Origin of the sequence: Duganella rhizosphaerae (assembly GCF_040364205.1) — a bacterium.
Lineage (GTDB): Bacteria > Pseudomonadota > Gammaproteobacteria > Burkholderiales > Burkholderiaceae_D > Rugamonas > Rugamonas rhizosphaerae.
In genome coordinates this window covers 126,125-140,427 of sequence record NZ_BPWK01000002.1, presented here as the reverse complement: position 1 = coordinate 140,427, position 14,303 = coordinate 126,125, and the positions used below count along the sequence as shown (strand labels likewise).

The 14,303-nt window shown below is 62.0% G+C and carries 17 protein-coding genes; 4 read left to right on the top strand and 13 right to left on the bottom strand.

What is annotated here, in order from left to right; all coding sequences use genetic code 11:
• Positions 1 to 155: 155 nt before the first annotated feature.
• The 3 genes from RUGAMON1_RS04505 (at position 156) to RUGAMON1_RS04495 (ending at position 3,545) form a co-directional block, all read left to right on the top strand.
• The gene (locus RUGAMON1_RS04505) at positions 156 to 1,928 is read left to right on the top strand and encodes an Ig-like domain-containing protein (protein ID WP_445229374.1); all 1,773 of its coding nucleotides are present in this window, start codon (positions 156 to 158) and stop codon (positions 1,926 to 1,928) included.
• Between the two features lie 25 nt (positions 1,929 to 1,953).
• Complete coding sequence (locus RUGAMON1_RS04500; protein ID WP_445229373.1) at positions 1,954 to 3,099, top strand: OmpA family protein; 1,146 nt, start codon at positions 1,954 to 1,956, stop codon at positions 3,097 to 3,099.
• Positions 3,100 to 3,176: 77 nt separating this feature from the next.
• A complete protein-coding gene (locus tag RUGAMON1_RS04495) occupies positions 3,177 to 3,545 on the top strand; it encodes a YbaN family protein (protein ID WP_445229372.1) in 369 nt (122 codons plus the stop codon).
• Between the two features lie 119 nt (positions 3,546 to 3,664).
• On the opposite strand, the gene RUGAMON1_RS04490 is transcribed toward RUGAMON1_RS04495, so the two are convergent.
• The 4 genes from RUGAMON1_RS04490 to RUGAMON1_RS04475 form a co-directional block, all read right to left on the bottom strand.
• Positions 3,665 to 4,018: a YkgJ family cysteine cluster protein gene (locus RUGAMON1_RS04490; protein ID WP_445229371.1), complete on the bottom strand. Its 354-nt coding sequence runs from the start codon at positions 4,016 to 4,018 to the stop codon at positions 3,665 to 3,667.
• A gap of 59 nt (positions 4,019 to 4,077) precedes the next feature.
• The gene (locus RUGAMON1_RS04485; RefSeq protein WP_445229370.1) at positions 4,078 to 4,269 is read right to left on the bottom strand and encodes a ribbon-helix-helix protein; all 192 of its coding nucleotides are present in this window, start codon (positions 4,267 to 4,269) and stop codon (positions 4,078 to 4,080) included.
• Positions 4,270 to 4,372: 103 nt separating this feature from the next.
• Positions 4,373 to 4,573: a ribbon-helix-helix protein gene (locus tag RUGAMON1_RS04480; protein ID WP_445229369.1), complete on the bottom strand. Its 201-nt coding sequence runs from the start codon at positions 4,571 to 4,573 to the stop codon at positions 4,373 to 4,375.
• 76 nt (positions 4,574 to 4,649) lie between these two features.
• Positions 4,650 to 5,495, bottom strand: coding sequence for a spermine/spermidine synthase domain-containing protein (locus RUGAMON1_RS04475; RefSeq protein ID WP_445229368.1), 846 nt, complete (start codon positions 5,493 to 5,495; stop codon positions 4,650 to 4,652).
• 761 nt (positions 5,496 to 6,256) lie between these two features.
• Here RUGAMON1_RS04475 and RUGAMON1_RS04470 point away from each other — a divergent pair.
• On the top strand, positions 6,257 to 6,967 hold the full coding sequence (locus RUGAMON1_RS04470; protein ID WP_445229367.1) for a fused MFS/spermidine synthase: 711 nt from the start codon (positions 6,257 to 6,259) through the stop codon (positions 6,965 to 6,967).
• Between the two features lie 31 nt (positions 6,968 to 6,998).
• On the opposite strand, the gene RUGAMON1_RS04465 is transcribed toward RUGAMON1_RS04470, so the two are convergent.
• The 9 genes from RUGAMON1_RS04465 to RUGAMON1_RS04425 all read right to left on the bottom strand — a co-directional run bounded on the left by RUGAMON1_RS04465 (position 6,999) and on the right by RUGAMON1_RS04425 (position 14,302).
• Positions 6,999 to 7,466 (bottom strand): YaiI/YqxD family protein, encoded by a 468-nt coding sequence (locus RUGAMON1_RS04465; RefSeq protein WP_445229366.1) that lies wholly within the window; start codon positions 7,464 to 7,466, stop codon positions 6,999 to 7,001.
• Positions 7,466 to 8,521 (bottom strand): Holliday junction branch migration DNA helicase RuvB, encoded by a 1,056-nt coding sequence (ruvB, locus tag RUGAMON1_RS04460; RefSeq protein ID WP_116992322.1) that lies wholly within the window; start codon positions 8,519 to 8,521, stop codon positions 7,466 to 7,468. The genes RUGAMON1_RS04465 and ruvB overlap by 1 nt, the downstream gene beginning before the upstream one ends.
• 10 nt (positions 8,522 to 8,531) lie before the next feature.
• The gene (ruvA, locus tag RUGAMON1_RS04455) at positions 8,532 to 9,110 is read right to left on the bottom strand and encodes a Holliday junction branch migration protein RuvA (RefSeq protein ID WP_116992320.1); all 579 of its coding nucleotides are present in this window, start codon (positions 9,108 to 9,110) and stop codon (positions 8,532 to 8,534) included.
• 27 nt (positions 9,111 to 9,137) lie between these two features.
• Positions 9,138 to 9,698 carry a crossover junction endodeoxyribonuclease RuvC gene (gene ruvC, locus RUGAMON1_RS04450; protein ID WP_445229365.1) on the bottom strand — a complete coding sequence of 187 codons (561 nt, stop codon included), beginning with the start codon at positions 9,696 to 9,698 and terminating at the stop codon, positions 9,138 to 9,140.
• A gap of 91 nt (positions 9,699 to 9,789) precedes the next feature.
• Positions 9,790 to 11,376, bottom strand: coding sequence for a bifunctional phosphoribosylaminoimidazolecarboxamide formyltransferase/IMP cyclohydrolase (purH, locus tag RUGAMON1_RS04445; protein ID WP_445229364.1), 1,587 nt, complete (start codon positions 11,374 to 11,376; stop codon positions 9,790 to 9,792).
• 107 nt (positions 11,377 to 11,483) lie between these two features.
• Positions 11,484 to 11,717, bottom strand: coding sequence for a helix-turn-helix domain-containing protein (locus tag RUGAMON1_RS04440; RefSeq protein WP_008445162.1), 234 nt, complete (start codon positions 11,715 to 11,717; stop codon positions 11,484 to 11,486).
• A gap of 106 nt (positions 11,718 to 11,823) precedes the next feature.
• On the bottom strand, positions 11,824 to 12,840 hold the full coding sequence (gene dusB / locus RUGAMON1_RS04435) for a tRNA dihydrouridine synthase DusB (RefSeq protein WP_445229363.1): 1,017 nt from the start codon (positions 12,838 to 12,840) through the stop codon (positions 11,824 to 11,826).
• A 146-nt stretch (positions 12,841 to 12,986) separates the two neighbouring features.
• Entirely contained in the window at positions 12,987 to 13,637 is a 651-nt protein-coding gene (locus tag RUGAMON1_RS04430; protein WP_445229362.1) for a histidine phosphatase family protein, read from the bottom strand.
• Positions 13,634 to 14,302 (bottom strand): YbhB/YbcL family Raf kinase inhibitor-like protein, encoded by a 669-nt coding sequence (locus tag RUGAMON1_RS04425; protein ID WP_445229361.1) that lies wholly within the window; start codon positions 14,300 to 14,302, stop codon positions 13,634 to 13,636. Before RUGAMON1_RS04425 ends, RUGAMON1_RS04430 begins: the two co-directional genes overlap by 4 nt.
• Position 14,303 lies beyond the last annotated feature (1 nt).

Here is a 14,303-nt window from a genome sequence, read left to right as displayed (position 1 = left end):
ATTTTTTGTATCCGTTGTAAGGATGCCTCAGCGTCCCCGACTAAGAGCGCTAGCGTACATACCGGTCCGGCCGGGCATGACATCGTGGACCACTTGCCTTTCGTACACAACGAAGGCTGCTAGTTGGTCCACTGTTTCAGCACAAAGGAAACATCATGAAATTCCTGCAAAGATCTACCCAGACTCTAATCTGTTCCGTCGGCCTGCTTGCCGCCGCCCTGCTGGCAGGATGCGGCGGCGGCGACCAGGGGCGCGATCCCATCCTCGGCCTGCCGGCCGCCACGCTGGTCTCGCTGGCGGTGACGCCGCAGGCGCCGAGCATCGCGCTCGGCACGACCCAGCAGTTCAGCGCCAGCGCCACCTATAGCGACGGCTCCACCCAGGCCGTCACCGCCGCCTGGAGCTCCGCCACGCCGGCCGTCGCCAGCGTCGCCGCCGGCACCGGCCTCGCCACCAGCGCCAGCGTCGGCAGTTCAGTCATCAGCGCCGCCTTCAACGGCAAGACCGCCTCGGCCACGCTGACCGTCACCCCGGCCGTGCTGCTGTCGATCGCCGTCACGCCGCAAAACCCGACCGTGCAGATTGCCGCCAGCCGCCAACTGACCGTGCTCGGCACCTATTCCGACGCCACCACCAAAGACCTGACCGGCAGCTCGACCTTCGTGTCGGCCACGCCTGCCAGCGCCACCGTCAGCAGCGGCGGCCTGGTCACCGGCGCCGGCCTCGGCAGCTCGGTGGTCACCGCCACCAGCGCCGGCAAGAGCGCGGCCACCACCGTCACCGTGCCCGGCCTGACCTTGACCAGCATCGCCGTCACGCCGCAAGCGCCGACCGTGCAGATTGCCGCCACGCGCCAGCTGGCCGTCATCGGCACCTATTCGGACTCCTCCACCCAGGACTTGACCGTCGGCGCGACCTTCAGCTCGGCCACGCCAGCCAGCGCCACCGTCAGCAGCGGCGGCCTGGTTACCGGCGCCGCATCGGGCAGTTCGGTCATCACCGTCAGCACCAACGGCAAGAGCGCGACCACCACCGTGACCGTGCCCGCCGCAACGCTGACCAGCATCACCGTCACGCCATTGACCGCCAGCGTCCTGATCGGCGGCCAGCAGCAATTCGTCGCCACCGCCACCTACTCGGATAGCAGCACCGCCTTGATCACCAACAGCGCAGCCTGGAGCTCGAACAGCCCGTTGATCGCCACCGTAGTCGCCAATGGCGTCGCCACCGGCATTACCGCCGGCAACGCCACCATCACCGCCACCGTCGGCGCAAAATCGGCCAGCGCGACGCTGACCGTGGCATCCGTCATCGTGCTGCCACCGGTTGCACTGCCGGTCCCGCTGGGCGGCGCCGCCAGCTTCGCCGTCCTGGCCGGCACCTCGCTGACCAACAACGCCGGCGGCACCACGCTGATCACCGGTAACGTCGGTTCGCCGTCGCAAACCACCGATCCGACGCTGGTGGCCGGTTTCACCAACTACAAATCCGGCGCCATCCTGGCCGGCGCCCTGGCCGACCTGCAAACCGCCATCAGCAACGCCAACGGCCGCACTTGCGACGTCAGCTTTGCCGGCGACATCGACCTCGGCGGCCAGACCTTCGCGCCGGGCGTCTACTGCTACTCGGGCGCCATCAACATCACCGGCACCCTGACGCTCAGCGGTCCCGGCGTGTACATCTTCCGCACCGCGCTGACGCTGAACTCGACCGCCAATTCGATCGTCGCCCTGAGCAACGGCGCCACCGCGGGCAATGTGAGCTGGCTGCCGGTCGGCCCCACCACGCTGGGCGCCAACAGCGTCTTCAAAGGCACCATCCTCGGTCAGTCGGCCGCGATCACGGTGGGCGACAACACCACGCTGCTCAATGGCCGCGTGCTGACCGCCGCCGCCGTCACGCTGCGCAACAACCAGATCGCCAAATAAACGCTCACCTCTCAGGGACCACATCATGACCATCACCAAAAAAATCGGAACACTGAGCGCGCTCGCCTGCGCCATGCTCGCCATGCAGGTAGCGCAAGCGGAAGAACCCTTCGTCAACCCGGACTGGGCCAACAGCGCCTGGTACCTGGGCGCGGGCGTCGGCCGCTCGCGCGCCAACATCGACCAGCAGCGTCTGACCACCAGCCTGCAAGCGAACGGCGCCAGCGTCACCGCCTTCAACACGGACGAGCGCGACACCGGCTACAAGCTGTTTGTCGGCAAGCAGCTGAACCGCTACCTGGCTGTGGAGCTGGGCTACTTCGACCTGGGTAAGTTCGGCTTCAACGCCACCACCTCCGGCAACGGCGTGCTCAACGGCGAAGCCGGCTTCCGCGGCGCCAACCTGGACCTGCTGGCGCAGCTGCCCTTGTCCGAGCGGCTGTCGCTGCTGGGCCGGGTCGGCGCCAACTACGCCAAGACCAGCACGCATTTCAGCGGCAACCGCCTGGCGGCGGTGACCGGTCCCAATCAGAGCGAGCACAAGTTCAATCCCAAGGCCGGCCTGGGCCTGGAGTACAAGCTGAGCGAAGCGCTGGCGCTGCGCGGTGAAGTGGAGCGCTACCGCGTCAACGACGCCGTCGGCAATCGCGGCAATGTCGACCTGCTGTCGGTCAGCCTGGTCTACAAGCTGGGCCGTCCGGCGCAGAGCGCGCCGGTGTACGTGCCGCCGCCGGCCGCCGAACCGGCCCCGCCGCCTGCGGTAACGCCGCAGCCGCCACCGCCGCCGCCGAAAGCGCCGCAGCCGACGTCGGAGAAGGTATCGTTCGCCGCCGAAGCGCTGTTTGATTTCGACAAGTCGGCCGTCAAGCCGGACGGCAAGGCCGCGCTGGACCAGCTGCTGGTGCAGCTGCAAGGCATGAACACCGAGGTGATGGTCACCGTCGGCCATACCGACTCGGTGGGCGCGAACGACTACAACCAGAAGCTGTCGCTGCGCCGCGCCGAAGCGGTCAAGGCCTACCTGGTGAGCAAGGGCGTGGACGCCTCGCGCATCTACACCGAGGGCAAGGGCGAGACCCAGCCGCTGGCGGACAACCGCACGGCCGAAGGCCGCGCCAAGAACCGCCGCGTGACGGTCGAAGTGGTCGGTACCCGTACCGTCACCAAGTAAGCCTGGGCGGGACGCCCCTGCTATCCACGCTGCGGCAGAGCGTGGATAATGGGGCGGTCCCCCACCCGGCTGCTTGAATGAAAATATTCCTGAATCTGGTCGGCTGCCTGGCCGTCGCGCTGGGCATCCTCGGCATTTTTTTGCCGCTGCTGCCGACCACCCCCTTCCTGCTGCTGGCCTCGGCCTGCTTCGCGCGCGGCTCGACCCGCCTGCACCACTGGCTGCAAACCAATCCCCTCTTCGGCAACTACCTGCGCGACTACGAGAACGGCAAGGGCATCCCCTTGCGCGGCAAGGTCTGGGTGCTGCTCTTCATGTGGGCGTCGCTGGCCTATTCGATGTGGCGCATGGAGCGGCTCGGGTTGCAAGTCATGTTGCTGGTCATCGGGACCTGCGTGACCATCTACCTGACCCGCTTTGTACCGACCATGCGCCTCCCCAAATAACACCTGGTTGGCCGGCATGGCGACGCATGCCCGATCACCGGGACGCGCACCATTTACTGATCCGTCACAGCGGCGCCGAAAGGCGCTTGCAGGGAATAGCAAGCCGCCCACGGTTGCGGTCAAAGCAGCACGTGGCGCACCTCGCTGAAGTACGTAAATATTTCTTGCTCGACTAGCGGCGAAATCATTTCCACCGGCCGCCTGCCGTTGGGGCACACAAGTTTCGGTGTGGTACCGAACAAACGGCAAATCAAGGGACGCTCGGCATACACCTCACATCCTCCACTGCCGAGATAGGGGCAACTCCAGGCGGCGAGCGCGGCTTCGTGCTCCGCCGCGCTCTTTACCGGCAGCCTGGCGATCTCCGCGGTCGACGTGCGTACCGGCCCACAACAATCGTGGCAGCCCGGAACGCACTCGAACGCCGGTATCCTGCTGCGGAAGAATTTGATTTTTTGACTATGTCCATCCATACCCTAGACCGTTTCAATGCAGATCGACGCTTGGCCCGGTAAGACCGTCCGCCCAGGATTTATTTTTTTTGCGGTGGCAAGCCAAGCGTATTTTTCGTACTGTATGGAATGTCATGCTGTTCCAGGTACTCGCGCATCAGTCGGCGCAGGACCTGGGAAGGCGTCAGATCCTGGGCCGCGCACAACTCCTCAAATGCTTTCTTCTTGGCAGGGTCGAGCAAAATAGTCATGCGGGCAGATTTGGTTTCCATGGGGCTATATCAAGAATGATGATGCAATTATAATTTTATTATAATTAAAGACGGTCCACTGATGAGACAAGCTTGGTGACCGATGTGGGAATTGAACTGAAAACTATGTCGCTTCTTCTTCGACTTGCTTCTTGCCGATTCTACTTTTGGTACTGTAGTCGATACCAAAACTTTCCATATAGTCCCGCATAAGCTGGCGCAATACTTGCGACGGTGTCAAATCCTGACTCGCACACAGCCGTTCGAACGCTTGTTTCTTCACCGGGTCGACCAGCACGGTCATCCGCGCCGTTTTGCTTTCCATGATCATGTCCTAAGCTGCTGAAAATAGCGACATTATAATTGAATTAGCATCTCACACGCATCGCATGCCTGATCGGTCAATATGGCATAAAGGTCGCGCCAGCATCATAATCGGCGATTGCATCAAATTCCGCGCCATTCTTGTCATGAGCGGTTTTCAGCCTGTCGACAAAGTCGCCTAACCCGAGGCCATGCCGCAGGTCAAGTTGTTCAGCACGCTTCACCAGCGTCGGGCGATGCGCCATATGGCCCATATCTTTCATTGCAAGAATGATGCGATTGATGCAACCGGACGGATCGCCCCACCACATCCTCGGTCCAAAGACTTTCCGCAATCGCTTCATCACAGGCATTAAATCATCCGTCGTACCAAATACATTCGACACAAGGACGCCATCCCCATCCAGCACCTCGCTGCAGCGCCGGTAGAAGATTTCGGTGCTGAGTTTTGGCGCCAGTCCATCCGCCACGAAACCATCATGCAAAATGACGTCGACAGTATGTTGCATGCCGAACAGATAGTCGTCGGCATCGGCATGAATGATCTGGAAGCGCTCGCTGTCCTCAGGCAGCATGAATTGCCGCCTGAGCGCAATGACATGGTGATCCAATTCCAGCACGGTGATGCGCGTGGCAGATAAATGGCGGTAGCAGAACTTGGCCAACGAGCCACCGCCCAAACCTATCATTAAAATATGACGGGGTGTCGGTTTTGTCAGCAAAAAAGCCATCATGGCGCGCGTGTAGCTCAACAACAATTCATCAGGTGCGGCTATGTACATGGCGCTTTGAATATAGCGCCCGTCGAAATGCAGCGTACGCATGCCGCCATGATCGAACGCGAAGGGCTTACCTTGGCTGCAGGCCAGCTTTTCCGCAAAACGACCGGAAAGCATTGCGTAGTCATCATCTAAATTCAACATTTGGTTCCAGTCACCACTAGAAGTTCTTCGCAGTCCACCCACAGCACGTCCTCCATCTGCCAGGCCGGGGAAGATGCGCAGAAAAACATCATCCTACACCACTTTAATGGTATGCACATTATCATGCTATGGTAATGTATGCGGACAAACCACCGCTATCAGTCGTCGAGGACAGGGCGCCGGGTTTTGATATCAATGCAGCATAAAAAGCGTTTAGATAAAAATGAAAATAACCGAGGACTGCTCCCCAGCTCCCACTGGGCAATGCAACAGGTACAGGGAAACCGAGTGCGTCTGGCAAGTCAGGCCCCTTACCGTCAGGGAGTACGGCAAGCGGATGCTCAAGACCAGTTGCGAATATCTCTGCGAAGAGCACGGATGCAAAGTCGTTGGCGCGATTGGCGCCGTTGACCGGAAAATCGAAAAACCCGCAGTATCAATTCCAGTTAACAGCGACTGTCAAAATTAATCACGCCCAGAAAATGCTATACCGACACATGCGAAAGTCCTGCTCATCGCCTTTTTTTGAGTTACAGGTAGCCGTCATTCTCAGGAGGTTTGTGGTTCGGGCTCTTTTAGTTTCACCTTCACCATATTTAATACGGAGTTTGGGATTTTATGTTGCGTCTACTCTGCTCGCCGAAAAGCTTCCACCGAGTCAGGGCTGCGTAACAATGCTTCTGGGAAAACTATCGGATTTATTTCTTCTCTCGCTCTCCGATACACCAATGCTCCACAGAGAGCGAAACTCGCTGGCGCTGATGTTCGACGCTGTTTCAATCCAGAGCGAAATGAATCTGGATGAACCGGATGATCTGGTTTTGGCCTACACCCAAGCCATGATGGGCTTTCTTTTATTTAAACGGAATCCAAATAAAATCGGCATGATAGGCCTGGGTGGCGGCTCATTGGCAAAATTTTGCTATCGCCATCTCCCCCAATCCGCGATTGCAGTCGCGGAGATTGACCGACAGGTGATCGATTTACGCGACCAGTTCTTCGTCCCGAAAGATGATGAGCGATTTAATGTGTCGTGCGTAGATGGCGCGGAATTCGTGCGGCATGCGGATGCCGAGTTTGATGTGTTGCTGGTTGACGGGTTTGATATCAACGGCCAGCCGCTCCAGTTATGTAGCCAGCAATTTTATCAGGACTGCTATAAAGCTTTGACCCCCAACGGCCTGATGGTGGTTAATCTGCTTGGCGGCGATTTGCGGCAGACAAATATCTATATCCATCGCATGCGGCACGTCTTTGGTGATGCAGTCATCACGATCAACGCGCTTGACTCTTTAAATATGATCGCCTTCGTGGCCAAAGGCGACGCGATGAATTTAGATAGAGAAATGCTGCAAGGACGGATGATGCAGTTGACGATGTTGCACCCGGTCATACTGCGCGCAACGGCTCAACGCATCCTGGCTGAGCAGAAAGCAATTAATATCCGTCGAGAAAATATTTCGGCTGAGTAGTTTCGATGGAAAATTACTGCATATCAGCAAATCAACCACGACTGGCGAGCTCGCGCTGGATCTTGCTGATGTGCCGGTCCAGGCTGTTGGCGAAGTTCTGCCGGTCGCCCTGGTTGAACGCGGCCGGGCCGCCGGTGTCGACGCCGCTGCCGCGCAGCTCGTCCATGAAGGCGCGCATGGTCAGCATCTGCGCGATGTTGTCGTTGGTGTAGAACTCGCCGCGCGGGTTGAGCGCGTAGCCGCCCTTCTTCAGCACGTCCGAAGCCAGCGGAATGTCGCCGGTGACGACTAGGTCGCCCGGCGCCAGCAGGCGCACGATTTCCTGGTCGGCCACGTCGGCGCCGGACGGCACTTGCACCGAACGGATGTGGCGCGACGGCGGCACCCGCAGCAACTGGTTGGCGACCAAGGTGACCTGCAGCGGCACGCGGTCGGCCACGCGGTAGAGGATGTCCTTGATGACCGCCGGACAGGCGTCGGCGTCGACCCAGATCTGCATCACAGGTCCCACAATTCGCCGTTGGGATTGGTGCGCGGCGGGGTGACGCCGAAGTGCTTGTAGGCGGCCGGCGTGGCGACGCGGCCGCGCGGCGTGCGTTGTAAAAAGCCTTGCTGGATCAGGTAGGGTTCCAGCACGTCTTCGATGGTATCGGCCGCTTCGCCGATGGCCGCCGCCAGGTTGCCGATGCCAACCGGGCCGCCGCCAAATTTGTACAGCACCGCTTCGAGCAGCTTGCGGTCCATGACGTCGAAGCCGACCGTGTCGACGTCGAGCATGACCAGCGCGGCGTCGGCGGTGGCCTTGGTGATGTCGCCATTGCTCTTGACTTCGGCATAGTCGCGCACCCGGCGCAGCAGGCGGTTGGCGATACGCGGCGTGCCGCGCGCGCGGCGGGCGATCTCGACCGCGCCGTCGGGGGCGATGTTGGCCTTCAACAGCGCGGCGCTGCGGGTGACGATCTTGGTCAGTTCCTCGGTATTGTAGAACTCCAGCCGGGCGACGATGCCGAAGCGGTCGCGCAGCGGGTTGGTCAGCATGCCGGCGCGGGTGGTGGCGCCGACCAAGGTGAACGGTTGCAGGTCCAGCTTGACCGAGCGCGCGGCAGGGCCCTCGCCGATCATGATGTCGATCTGGTAGTCCTCCAGCGCCGGGTACAGGATCTCCTCGACCACCGGCGACAGGCGGTGGATTTCGTCGATGAACAGGACGTCGTTGGCTTCCAGGTTGGTCAGGATGGCGGCCAGGTCGCCCGGACGTTCCAGCACCGGGCCGGAAGTCTGGCGCAGGTTGACGCCCATCTCGCGCGCGATGATGTTGGCCAGCGTGGTCTTGCCCAGGCCGGGCGGGCCGAACAGCAGCGTGTGGTCGAGCGCTTCCTTGCGGTTGCGGGCGGCGGCGATGAAGATTTCCAGCTGGTCGCGGATCTTGGACTGGCCGACATATTCATCCAGATGCTTGGGGCGCAAGGCGCGTTCGATCGCCTCCTCATTCGGCGACGACGGCGCCGCGTCGATGATGCGTTGCTCGGTGAAGCTGTCGGTCTGGATGCTCATGGTCTATCAATTACCCTTTGGAGAGCGCTTTCAGCGCCTGCTTGATGCCGTCCGAAACGCCGCTGCCGGCGGGAACGGTCTTCAGTGCCAGCAAGGCTTCCTTGTCGGAGTAGCCCAGCGCCAGCAGCGCGTTCAGGATATCAGATTGCGAGTCCGGCACGGCGTGCGCGCCGCCGGCGCCCAGGTCCGCGCCCAGCTTGCCCTTCAGTTCCAGCAGCAGTCGCTCGGCGGTCTTCTTGCCGATGCCGGGCACCTTGATCAGGCGGCCCGACTCCTGCAACGTCACCGCCTGCGCCAGGTCGGCGATCGACATGCCCGACAAAATCGACAGCGCGGTGCGCGCGCCGACGCCGGTGATCTTGATCAGCTGGCGGAACACCGCCCGTTCCTCGGCGTTGCCGAAGCCGAACAGCAGGTGCGCGTCCTCGCGGATTGCCTGGTGCGTGAACAGCACCACTTTCTCGCCCACGCCGGGCAGGTTGTAGAAAGTGCTCATCGGCACATCGACTTCGTAGCCGACGCCGCCGCAGTCAACCAGCAGTTGCGGCGGATTTTTTTCAAGCAGAATACCGGAGAGACGACCGATCATCGTGTGATTGCCTTTAAAGAGGGAGGTTTAGCCGACCAGGCGGCCGTTTTTCATGCGCAGGCCGGCCAGCGGACCGCGCGCGGCCGTGGTCGTGCCTTGGCCGGCGCCGGCGATCAGGGTCAGCGTTTCGCGGCTGTGGGCATGGCAGATGGCGACGCCCAGCGCATCGGCGGCATCGCTGCCGGGCAGGCCGGGCAGCGACAGCAGCCGCGCCACCATGTCCTGCACCTGCGCCTTGACCGCGCGCCCGGTGCCCACCACCGCCTGCTTGACCTGCGTCGGCGAATACTCGGCCACGCTCAGCTCGGCCGACACCAGCGCGCAGATGGCCGCGCCGCGCGCCTGGCCCAGCAGCAAAGTCGATTGCGGATTGACGTTGACGAACACCTGCTCGATGGCGGCGTAGTCGGGTTGGTAGGTGCGGGCCACCTCGGCCACACCGTCCAGGATCACCTTGAGGCGGGTGGGCAGATCCCCGTCGCCACTCTTGATGGTGCCGGAAGCGATATAGCGCAGCTTGGCGCCCTGCTTGTGGATGACGCCAAAGCCGGTCGTGCGCAAGCCGGGGTCGATGCCGAGAATAATCATTCCCGGATTGTAACCGGGAACATTGAATGCTGTATATAAAAACAGTGCGGCGGATCCACAGATCCGCCGCACTGCGCAAGCTACTCAGGTCTTAATGGCGGAAGTGACGGGTGCCGGTGTACAGCATGACCACGCCGCGCTCGTCGGCGGCGTCGATCACTTCCTGGTCGCGCATCGAGCCGCCCGGATGGATCACGCAGGTCGCGCCGGCGTCAACCACCACGTCCAGGCCGTCGCGGAACGGGAAGAAGGCGTCCGACGCCACGACCGAACCGGTCAGCGACAGGCCGGCGTTCTGCGCCTTGATCGAGGCGATGCGGGCCGAGTCGATACGGCTCATCTGGCCGGCGCCCACGCCCAAGGTCATGTTGTTACCGCAGAAGACGATGGCGTTGGACTTGACGTACTTGGCCACGCGCCAGGCGAACATCATGTCCTGCAACTGCTGCTGGGTAGGCTGCAGCTTGCTGACCACTTTCAGGTCGCCGATCAGCACGTTCTTCGAATCGGCCGACTGCACCAGCAGGCCGCCGCCGACGCGCTTGAAGTCCATGGCGTTGACGCCGTTGCCCAATGGGATTTCCAGCAAACGCACATTCTGCTTGGCCGACAGGATCTGCTTGGCTTCAGCGGTGAAGGTCGGCGCGATCAGCACTTCGACGAACAGCTTGGCCAGCTCGGTCGCGGCAGCGGCGTCCACTTCGACGTTGAAGGCGATGATGCCGCCGAACGCCGAGGTCGGATCGGTCTGCAGCGCGCGCTTGTACGCGTCGGCCGCATCGGCGCCCAGCGCCACGCCGCACGGATTGGCGTGCTTGACGATCACGCAGGCGGCGCTCTGGTCGAAGCTGCCCATGCTCTTCACGCATTCCCATGCGGCGTCCGCATCGGCGATGTTGTTGAACGACAGTTCCTTGCCCTGCAACTGGCGGTAGTTGGCCAGCGCGCCTTCGGTCTTGGTGACGTCGCGGTAGAACGCGGCCGACTGGTGCGGGTTTTCGCCGTAGCGCATGTCCTGCACCTTTTCAAACGCCACGTTCAGCGTCTTCGGATAGGTGTTGCGGCTGGCGTGGGCGCGGCTGGCGTCCAGGCTGGTCAGGTAGTTGGCGATGGCGCCGTCGTACTGCGCGGTGTGCGCGTAGACCTTGGTGGCCAAGGTGAAGCGGGTGTCGTAGCTGACGTAGCCTGGCGCGTTGTCGCTGGCCTTCATTTCCGCCAGCACCACGCCGTAGTCGGCCGGGTCGCAGATGACCACCACGTCCTTGTGGTTCTTGGCCGAGGAACGCAGCATCGCCGGGCCGCCGATGTCGATGTTCTCGATCGCGTCTTCCAGCGTGCAGCTGTCCTTGGCCACGGTGGCCTGGAACGGGTACAGGTTGACCACCACCATGTCGATGGTCGGAATGTCGTGCTCAGCCAGCTTGGCCATGTGCTCAGGGAAATCGCGACGGGCCAGGATGCCGCCGTGGACCTTCGGGTGCAGCGTCTTGACGCGGCCATCGAGCATCTCCGGGAAGCCGGTGTAGTCGGCCACTTCGGTCACGGCGACGCCGTTGTCCGCCAGCAGTTTGGCGGTGCCGCCGGTCGACAGGATGTTGACGCCCATGGCGGACAGCGCGCGGGCGAAGTCCAGCACGCCGGTTTTGTCGGAGACGGAGATGAGAGCTTGTTTAATCATGGCTTGAGAGGGCTAGTGGTTGAATATGAGGGGGATGACGTATTCGGTATTGCGGGTGCGGCAACAGCGGCCGTCCCCAGCCACTCATGCCGGAAAAACGCGCGCTGTTACAGCAGGCCGTGTTCTTGCAGTTTTTTGCGCAAGGTATTGCGGTTGATGCCCAGCATCTGCGCGGCATGCGACTGGTTGCCGTCGGCGCGCGTCATGACCACTTCCAGGATCGGTTTTTCCACGGTCAGCACGACCATGTCGTAGATGTTCGATGCCTGCTGCTCGCCCAGGTCGTTGAAGTAATCTTCAAGGCTCTTCTGGACTACTTCCTGGATGCTTTCTTTGCTCATTTTATATCGTTCGCTTTTAATCTGTTGACGCTGGTAAATCGCTGCGGGGCTTGTGACCCTGGCGCCTACCCTTCTGATCCGACTTTTTTAGGCTCTCTACGCCGTCTTACGCTGCTTCCAATTCTTCGGGGAGGCGGTATTGTAACCGCTCGCCGTAACTCCACTGCGATTCGAAAAATTGATCGACGGCAATCAGTTGTTCTTCGGTGGACTCCAGCAGGTTCATTTTCTGGCGGAATTCCTCGCCGCCTTGCAGGTCGCGCACATACCAGCCTATGTGTTTGCGCGCGGTGCGCACGCCCAGGTAGTCGCCGTAGAAGGCGTAGTGGGCGCGCAGGTGCTCATCCATCAGGGCGCGCACTTCGTCCACATACGGCGCCGGCAGATGGGTGCCGGTGCGCAGGTAATGGTCGATCTCGCGGAAGATCCACGGACGGCCCTGGGCGGCGCGGCCGACCATGACGGCGTCGGCGCCGGTGTAGTCGAGCACGAACCTGGCCTTTTCCGGCGTGGTGATGTCGCCGTTGGCCACCACCGGAATGGCGACCGAGCGCTTGACCGCCGCGATGGTGTCGTACTCGGCGTCGCCGGTGTAGCCGTCGGCGCGGGTGCGGCCGTGCAGGGTCAGCATGGCGATGCCGGCGTCCTCGGCGATGCGCGCGATGTTCAGCGCGTTTTTGTGGGAGCGATCCCAACCGGTGCGAAACTTCAGCGTGACGGGCACATCGACCGCGCCCACCACGGCGTCGAGGATTTGCTTGACCAGCAGCTCGTCCTGCAACAGCGCCGAACCGCACCAAGCGTTGCAGACCTTCTTGACCGGGCAACCCATGTTGATGTCGATGATCTGCGCGCCGCGCTCGACGTTGAAGCGGGCGCAATCGGCCAGGTCCTTGGGATCGGCGCCGGCGATCTGCACCGCTTTCGGCTCCATCTCGCCGGTGTGGTCGGTACGGCGCGAGCTTTTTTCGGTCGCCCACAAGCGCGGATTCGAGGCCGCCATTTCGGACACCGCATAGCCTGCTCCGAGCTGTTTGCACAGCTGGCGGAAGGGGCGATCGGTGACGCCGGCCATGGGGGCGACGAAAACGTTGTTGCGCAGTAAATGAGGGCCGATTTGCACTGGCGATACCTGAACGGGAAGAAGGAACCCTCTATTTTAACCGAAGGGGTGCTCAAATAATAAGCACTATTTTTTATGTATTCGGCAAATGTGCAGCCTTGCCGTTATGAACGGACATTTCCGTGCGTAAATTTTCAGCACGGTCGTCAGATGATATCGTCCATCGCGGCCAAGCTCAGGTGCTCGACTTCGCCCCAGCTGGTGAGCGCCAACTTACCGTCAGCCCAAGTGAAACGGTTGATGCTGGCGTTCTTGACCTGGAAATCGCGCGGGCTGTCGAGCGACATGCCGACCGCCTCGCGATAGGCGCACTCCAGCACGCCGCCGTGAGCGACGATGGCGATGGTGCGGCCGGGATGGCGCTGGGCCCACTCGCCGATGCCGTCCGTGGAACGCTGGTAGAACTGGCGGAAGCTTTCCGCCTCCCGCGCGCCGGCCGGCATCACGGCGTCGATATCGCGCGCCTGCCACAGCGCGTACTCGGCCGGGTATTGCCGCTCGATCTCGGCGTACAGCATGCCCTCGAACACGCCGTAGCAGCGTTCGCGCAGCTGGTCGTCGGTTTGCACCTCCAGGCCGTCGTACTGGTCGGCCACGGCCTGCGCCGTCTGCATCGCGCGTTGCAGGTCGCTGGAGACCAGCACCTCGACCTGCTCGGCGGCCAGCGCCTGCGCCAGCGCATGGGCCTGGCGGGCGCCCTCTTGATTCAACGGGATATCGGTGTGGCCCTGCAGGCGGCGCACAGCGTTCCAGGCGGTCTCGCCGTGGCGGATCAGCAAAATAGTGGTGTTCTTCATGCAATCTTTTTTCTGGACCGGCGCGCCTGGGCGGCCAGGGCCGGATTCAGCGTGTAGGTGCCGATCAATTGGGCTTCGTCGATGATGTGGCCGTGCAGGGCGTCGAGCAGGTCGGCGCAGCTGAAGCGCCCTTCCAGCTCCAGTCGCCGGGTATCGAGCGCATAGAGTCGGAAAATATAGTGGTGCACGCGCTCATCGTTAAACGGCGGACAGGGGCCATCATACCCGTAATAGTCGCCGGCCATGGCCGGGTCGGCCGAAAACCAGCCGCTGTAGTCGTTGACGCCCTGGCGCAGCGTCAGCCCGTCCAGCACCGCCTCCGGGCCGGGCTTGCCGTGCGCGCTCACGCCGCGCGCCAGCGCACCGTCCGCGATCGCTTGCAGGCTGACCGGGATGTCGATCAGACTCCAGTGGAAGAAGTCGCCGCGCGGCTGGCTGTCCGGCAAGGAGCAGCCGGCGCGGTTGACGTTGCTGGCGTCCTGCGGCGCGTCGCCGTCGATGCACAGCAGCGCCAGCGACTCGGTGCCGGCCGGCACGTCACGCCACGCCAGATGGGGATTGCGGTTGGCGGACAGGACTACCAGGCCGTCCGCGTCCAGCTTGCCAAAGGCGTAGTCAGCCGGAATGACGCCGCCATCGCGAAAGCTATCGCTTGAAAGTTTCATG

Coding starts and splice junctions, on each gene's coding strand:
- RUGAMON1_RS04505 (WP_445229374.1), top strand. CDS start 156: ATGAAATTCCTGCAAAGATCTACCCAGACTCTAATCTGTTCCGTCGGC.
- RUGAMON1_RS04440 (WP_008445162.1), bottom strand. CDS start 11,717: ATGAGCAAAGAAAGCATCCAGGAAGTAGTCCAGAAGAGCCTTGAAGAT.
- RUGAMON1_RS04430 (WP_445229362.1), bottom strand. CDS start 13,637: ATGAAGAACACCACTATTTTGCTGATCCGCCACGGCGAGACCGCCTGG.
- RUGAMON1_RS04425 (WP_445229361.1), bottom strand. CDS start 14,302: ATGAAACTTTCAAGCGATAGCTTTCGCGATGGCGGCGTCATTCCGGCT.
- ruvA (WP_116992320.1), bottom strand. CDS start 9,110: ATGATCGGTCGTCTCTCCGGTATTCTGCTTGAAAAAAATCCGCCGCAA.
- RUGAMON1_RS04465 (WP_445229366.1), bottom strand. CDS start 7,466: ATGCAGATCTGGGTCGACGCCGACGCCTGTCCGGCGGTCATCAAGGAC.
- ruvB (WP_116992322.1), bottom strand. CDS start 8,521: ATGAGCATCCAGACCGACAGCTTCACCGAGCAACGCATCATCGACGCG.
- RUGAMON1_RS04500 (WP_445229373.1), top strand. CDS start 1,954: ATGACCATCACCAAAAAAATCGGAACACTGAGCGCGCTCGCCTGCGCC.
- ruvC (WP_445229365.1), bottom strand. CDS start 9,698: ATGATTATTCTCGGCATCGACCCCGGCTTGCGCACGACCGGCTTTGGC.
- RUGAMON1_RS04490 (WP_445229371.1), bottom strand. CDS start 4,018: ATGGATGGACATAGTCAAAAAATCAAATTCTTCCGCAGCAGGATACCG.
- purH (WP_445229364.1), bottom strand. CDS start 11,376: ATGATTAAACAAGCTCTCATCTCCGTCTCCGACAAAACCGGCGTGCTG.
- RUGAMON1_RS04475 (WP_445229368.1), bottom strand. CDS start 5,495: ATGTTGAATTTAGATGATGACTACGCAATGCTTTCCGGTCGTTTTGCG.
- RUGAMON1_RS04485 (WP_445229370.1), bottom strand. CDS start 4,269: ATGGAAACCAAATCTGCCCGCATGACTATTTTGCTCGACCCTGCCAAG.
- RUGAMON1_RS04470 (WP_445229367.1), top strand. CDS start 6,257: ATGTTCGACGCTGTTTCAATCCAGAGCGAAATGAATCTGGATGAACCG.
- RUGAMON1_RS04480 (WP_445229369.1), bottom strand. CDS start 4,573: ATGGAAAGCAAAACGGCGCGGATGACCGTGCTGGTCGACCCGGTGAAG.
- RUGAMON1_RS04495 (WP_445229372.1), top strand. CDS start 3,177: ATGAAAATATTCCTGAATCTGGTCGGCTGCCTGGCCGTCGCGCTGGGC.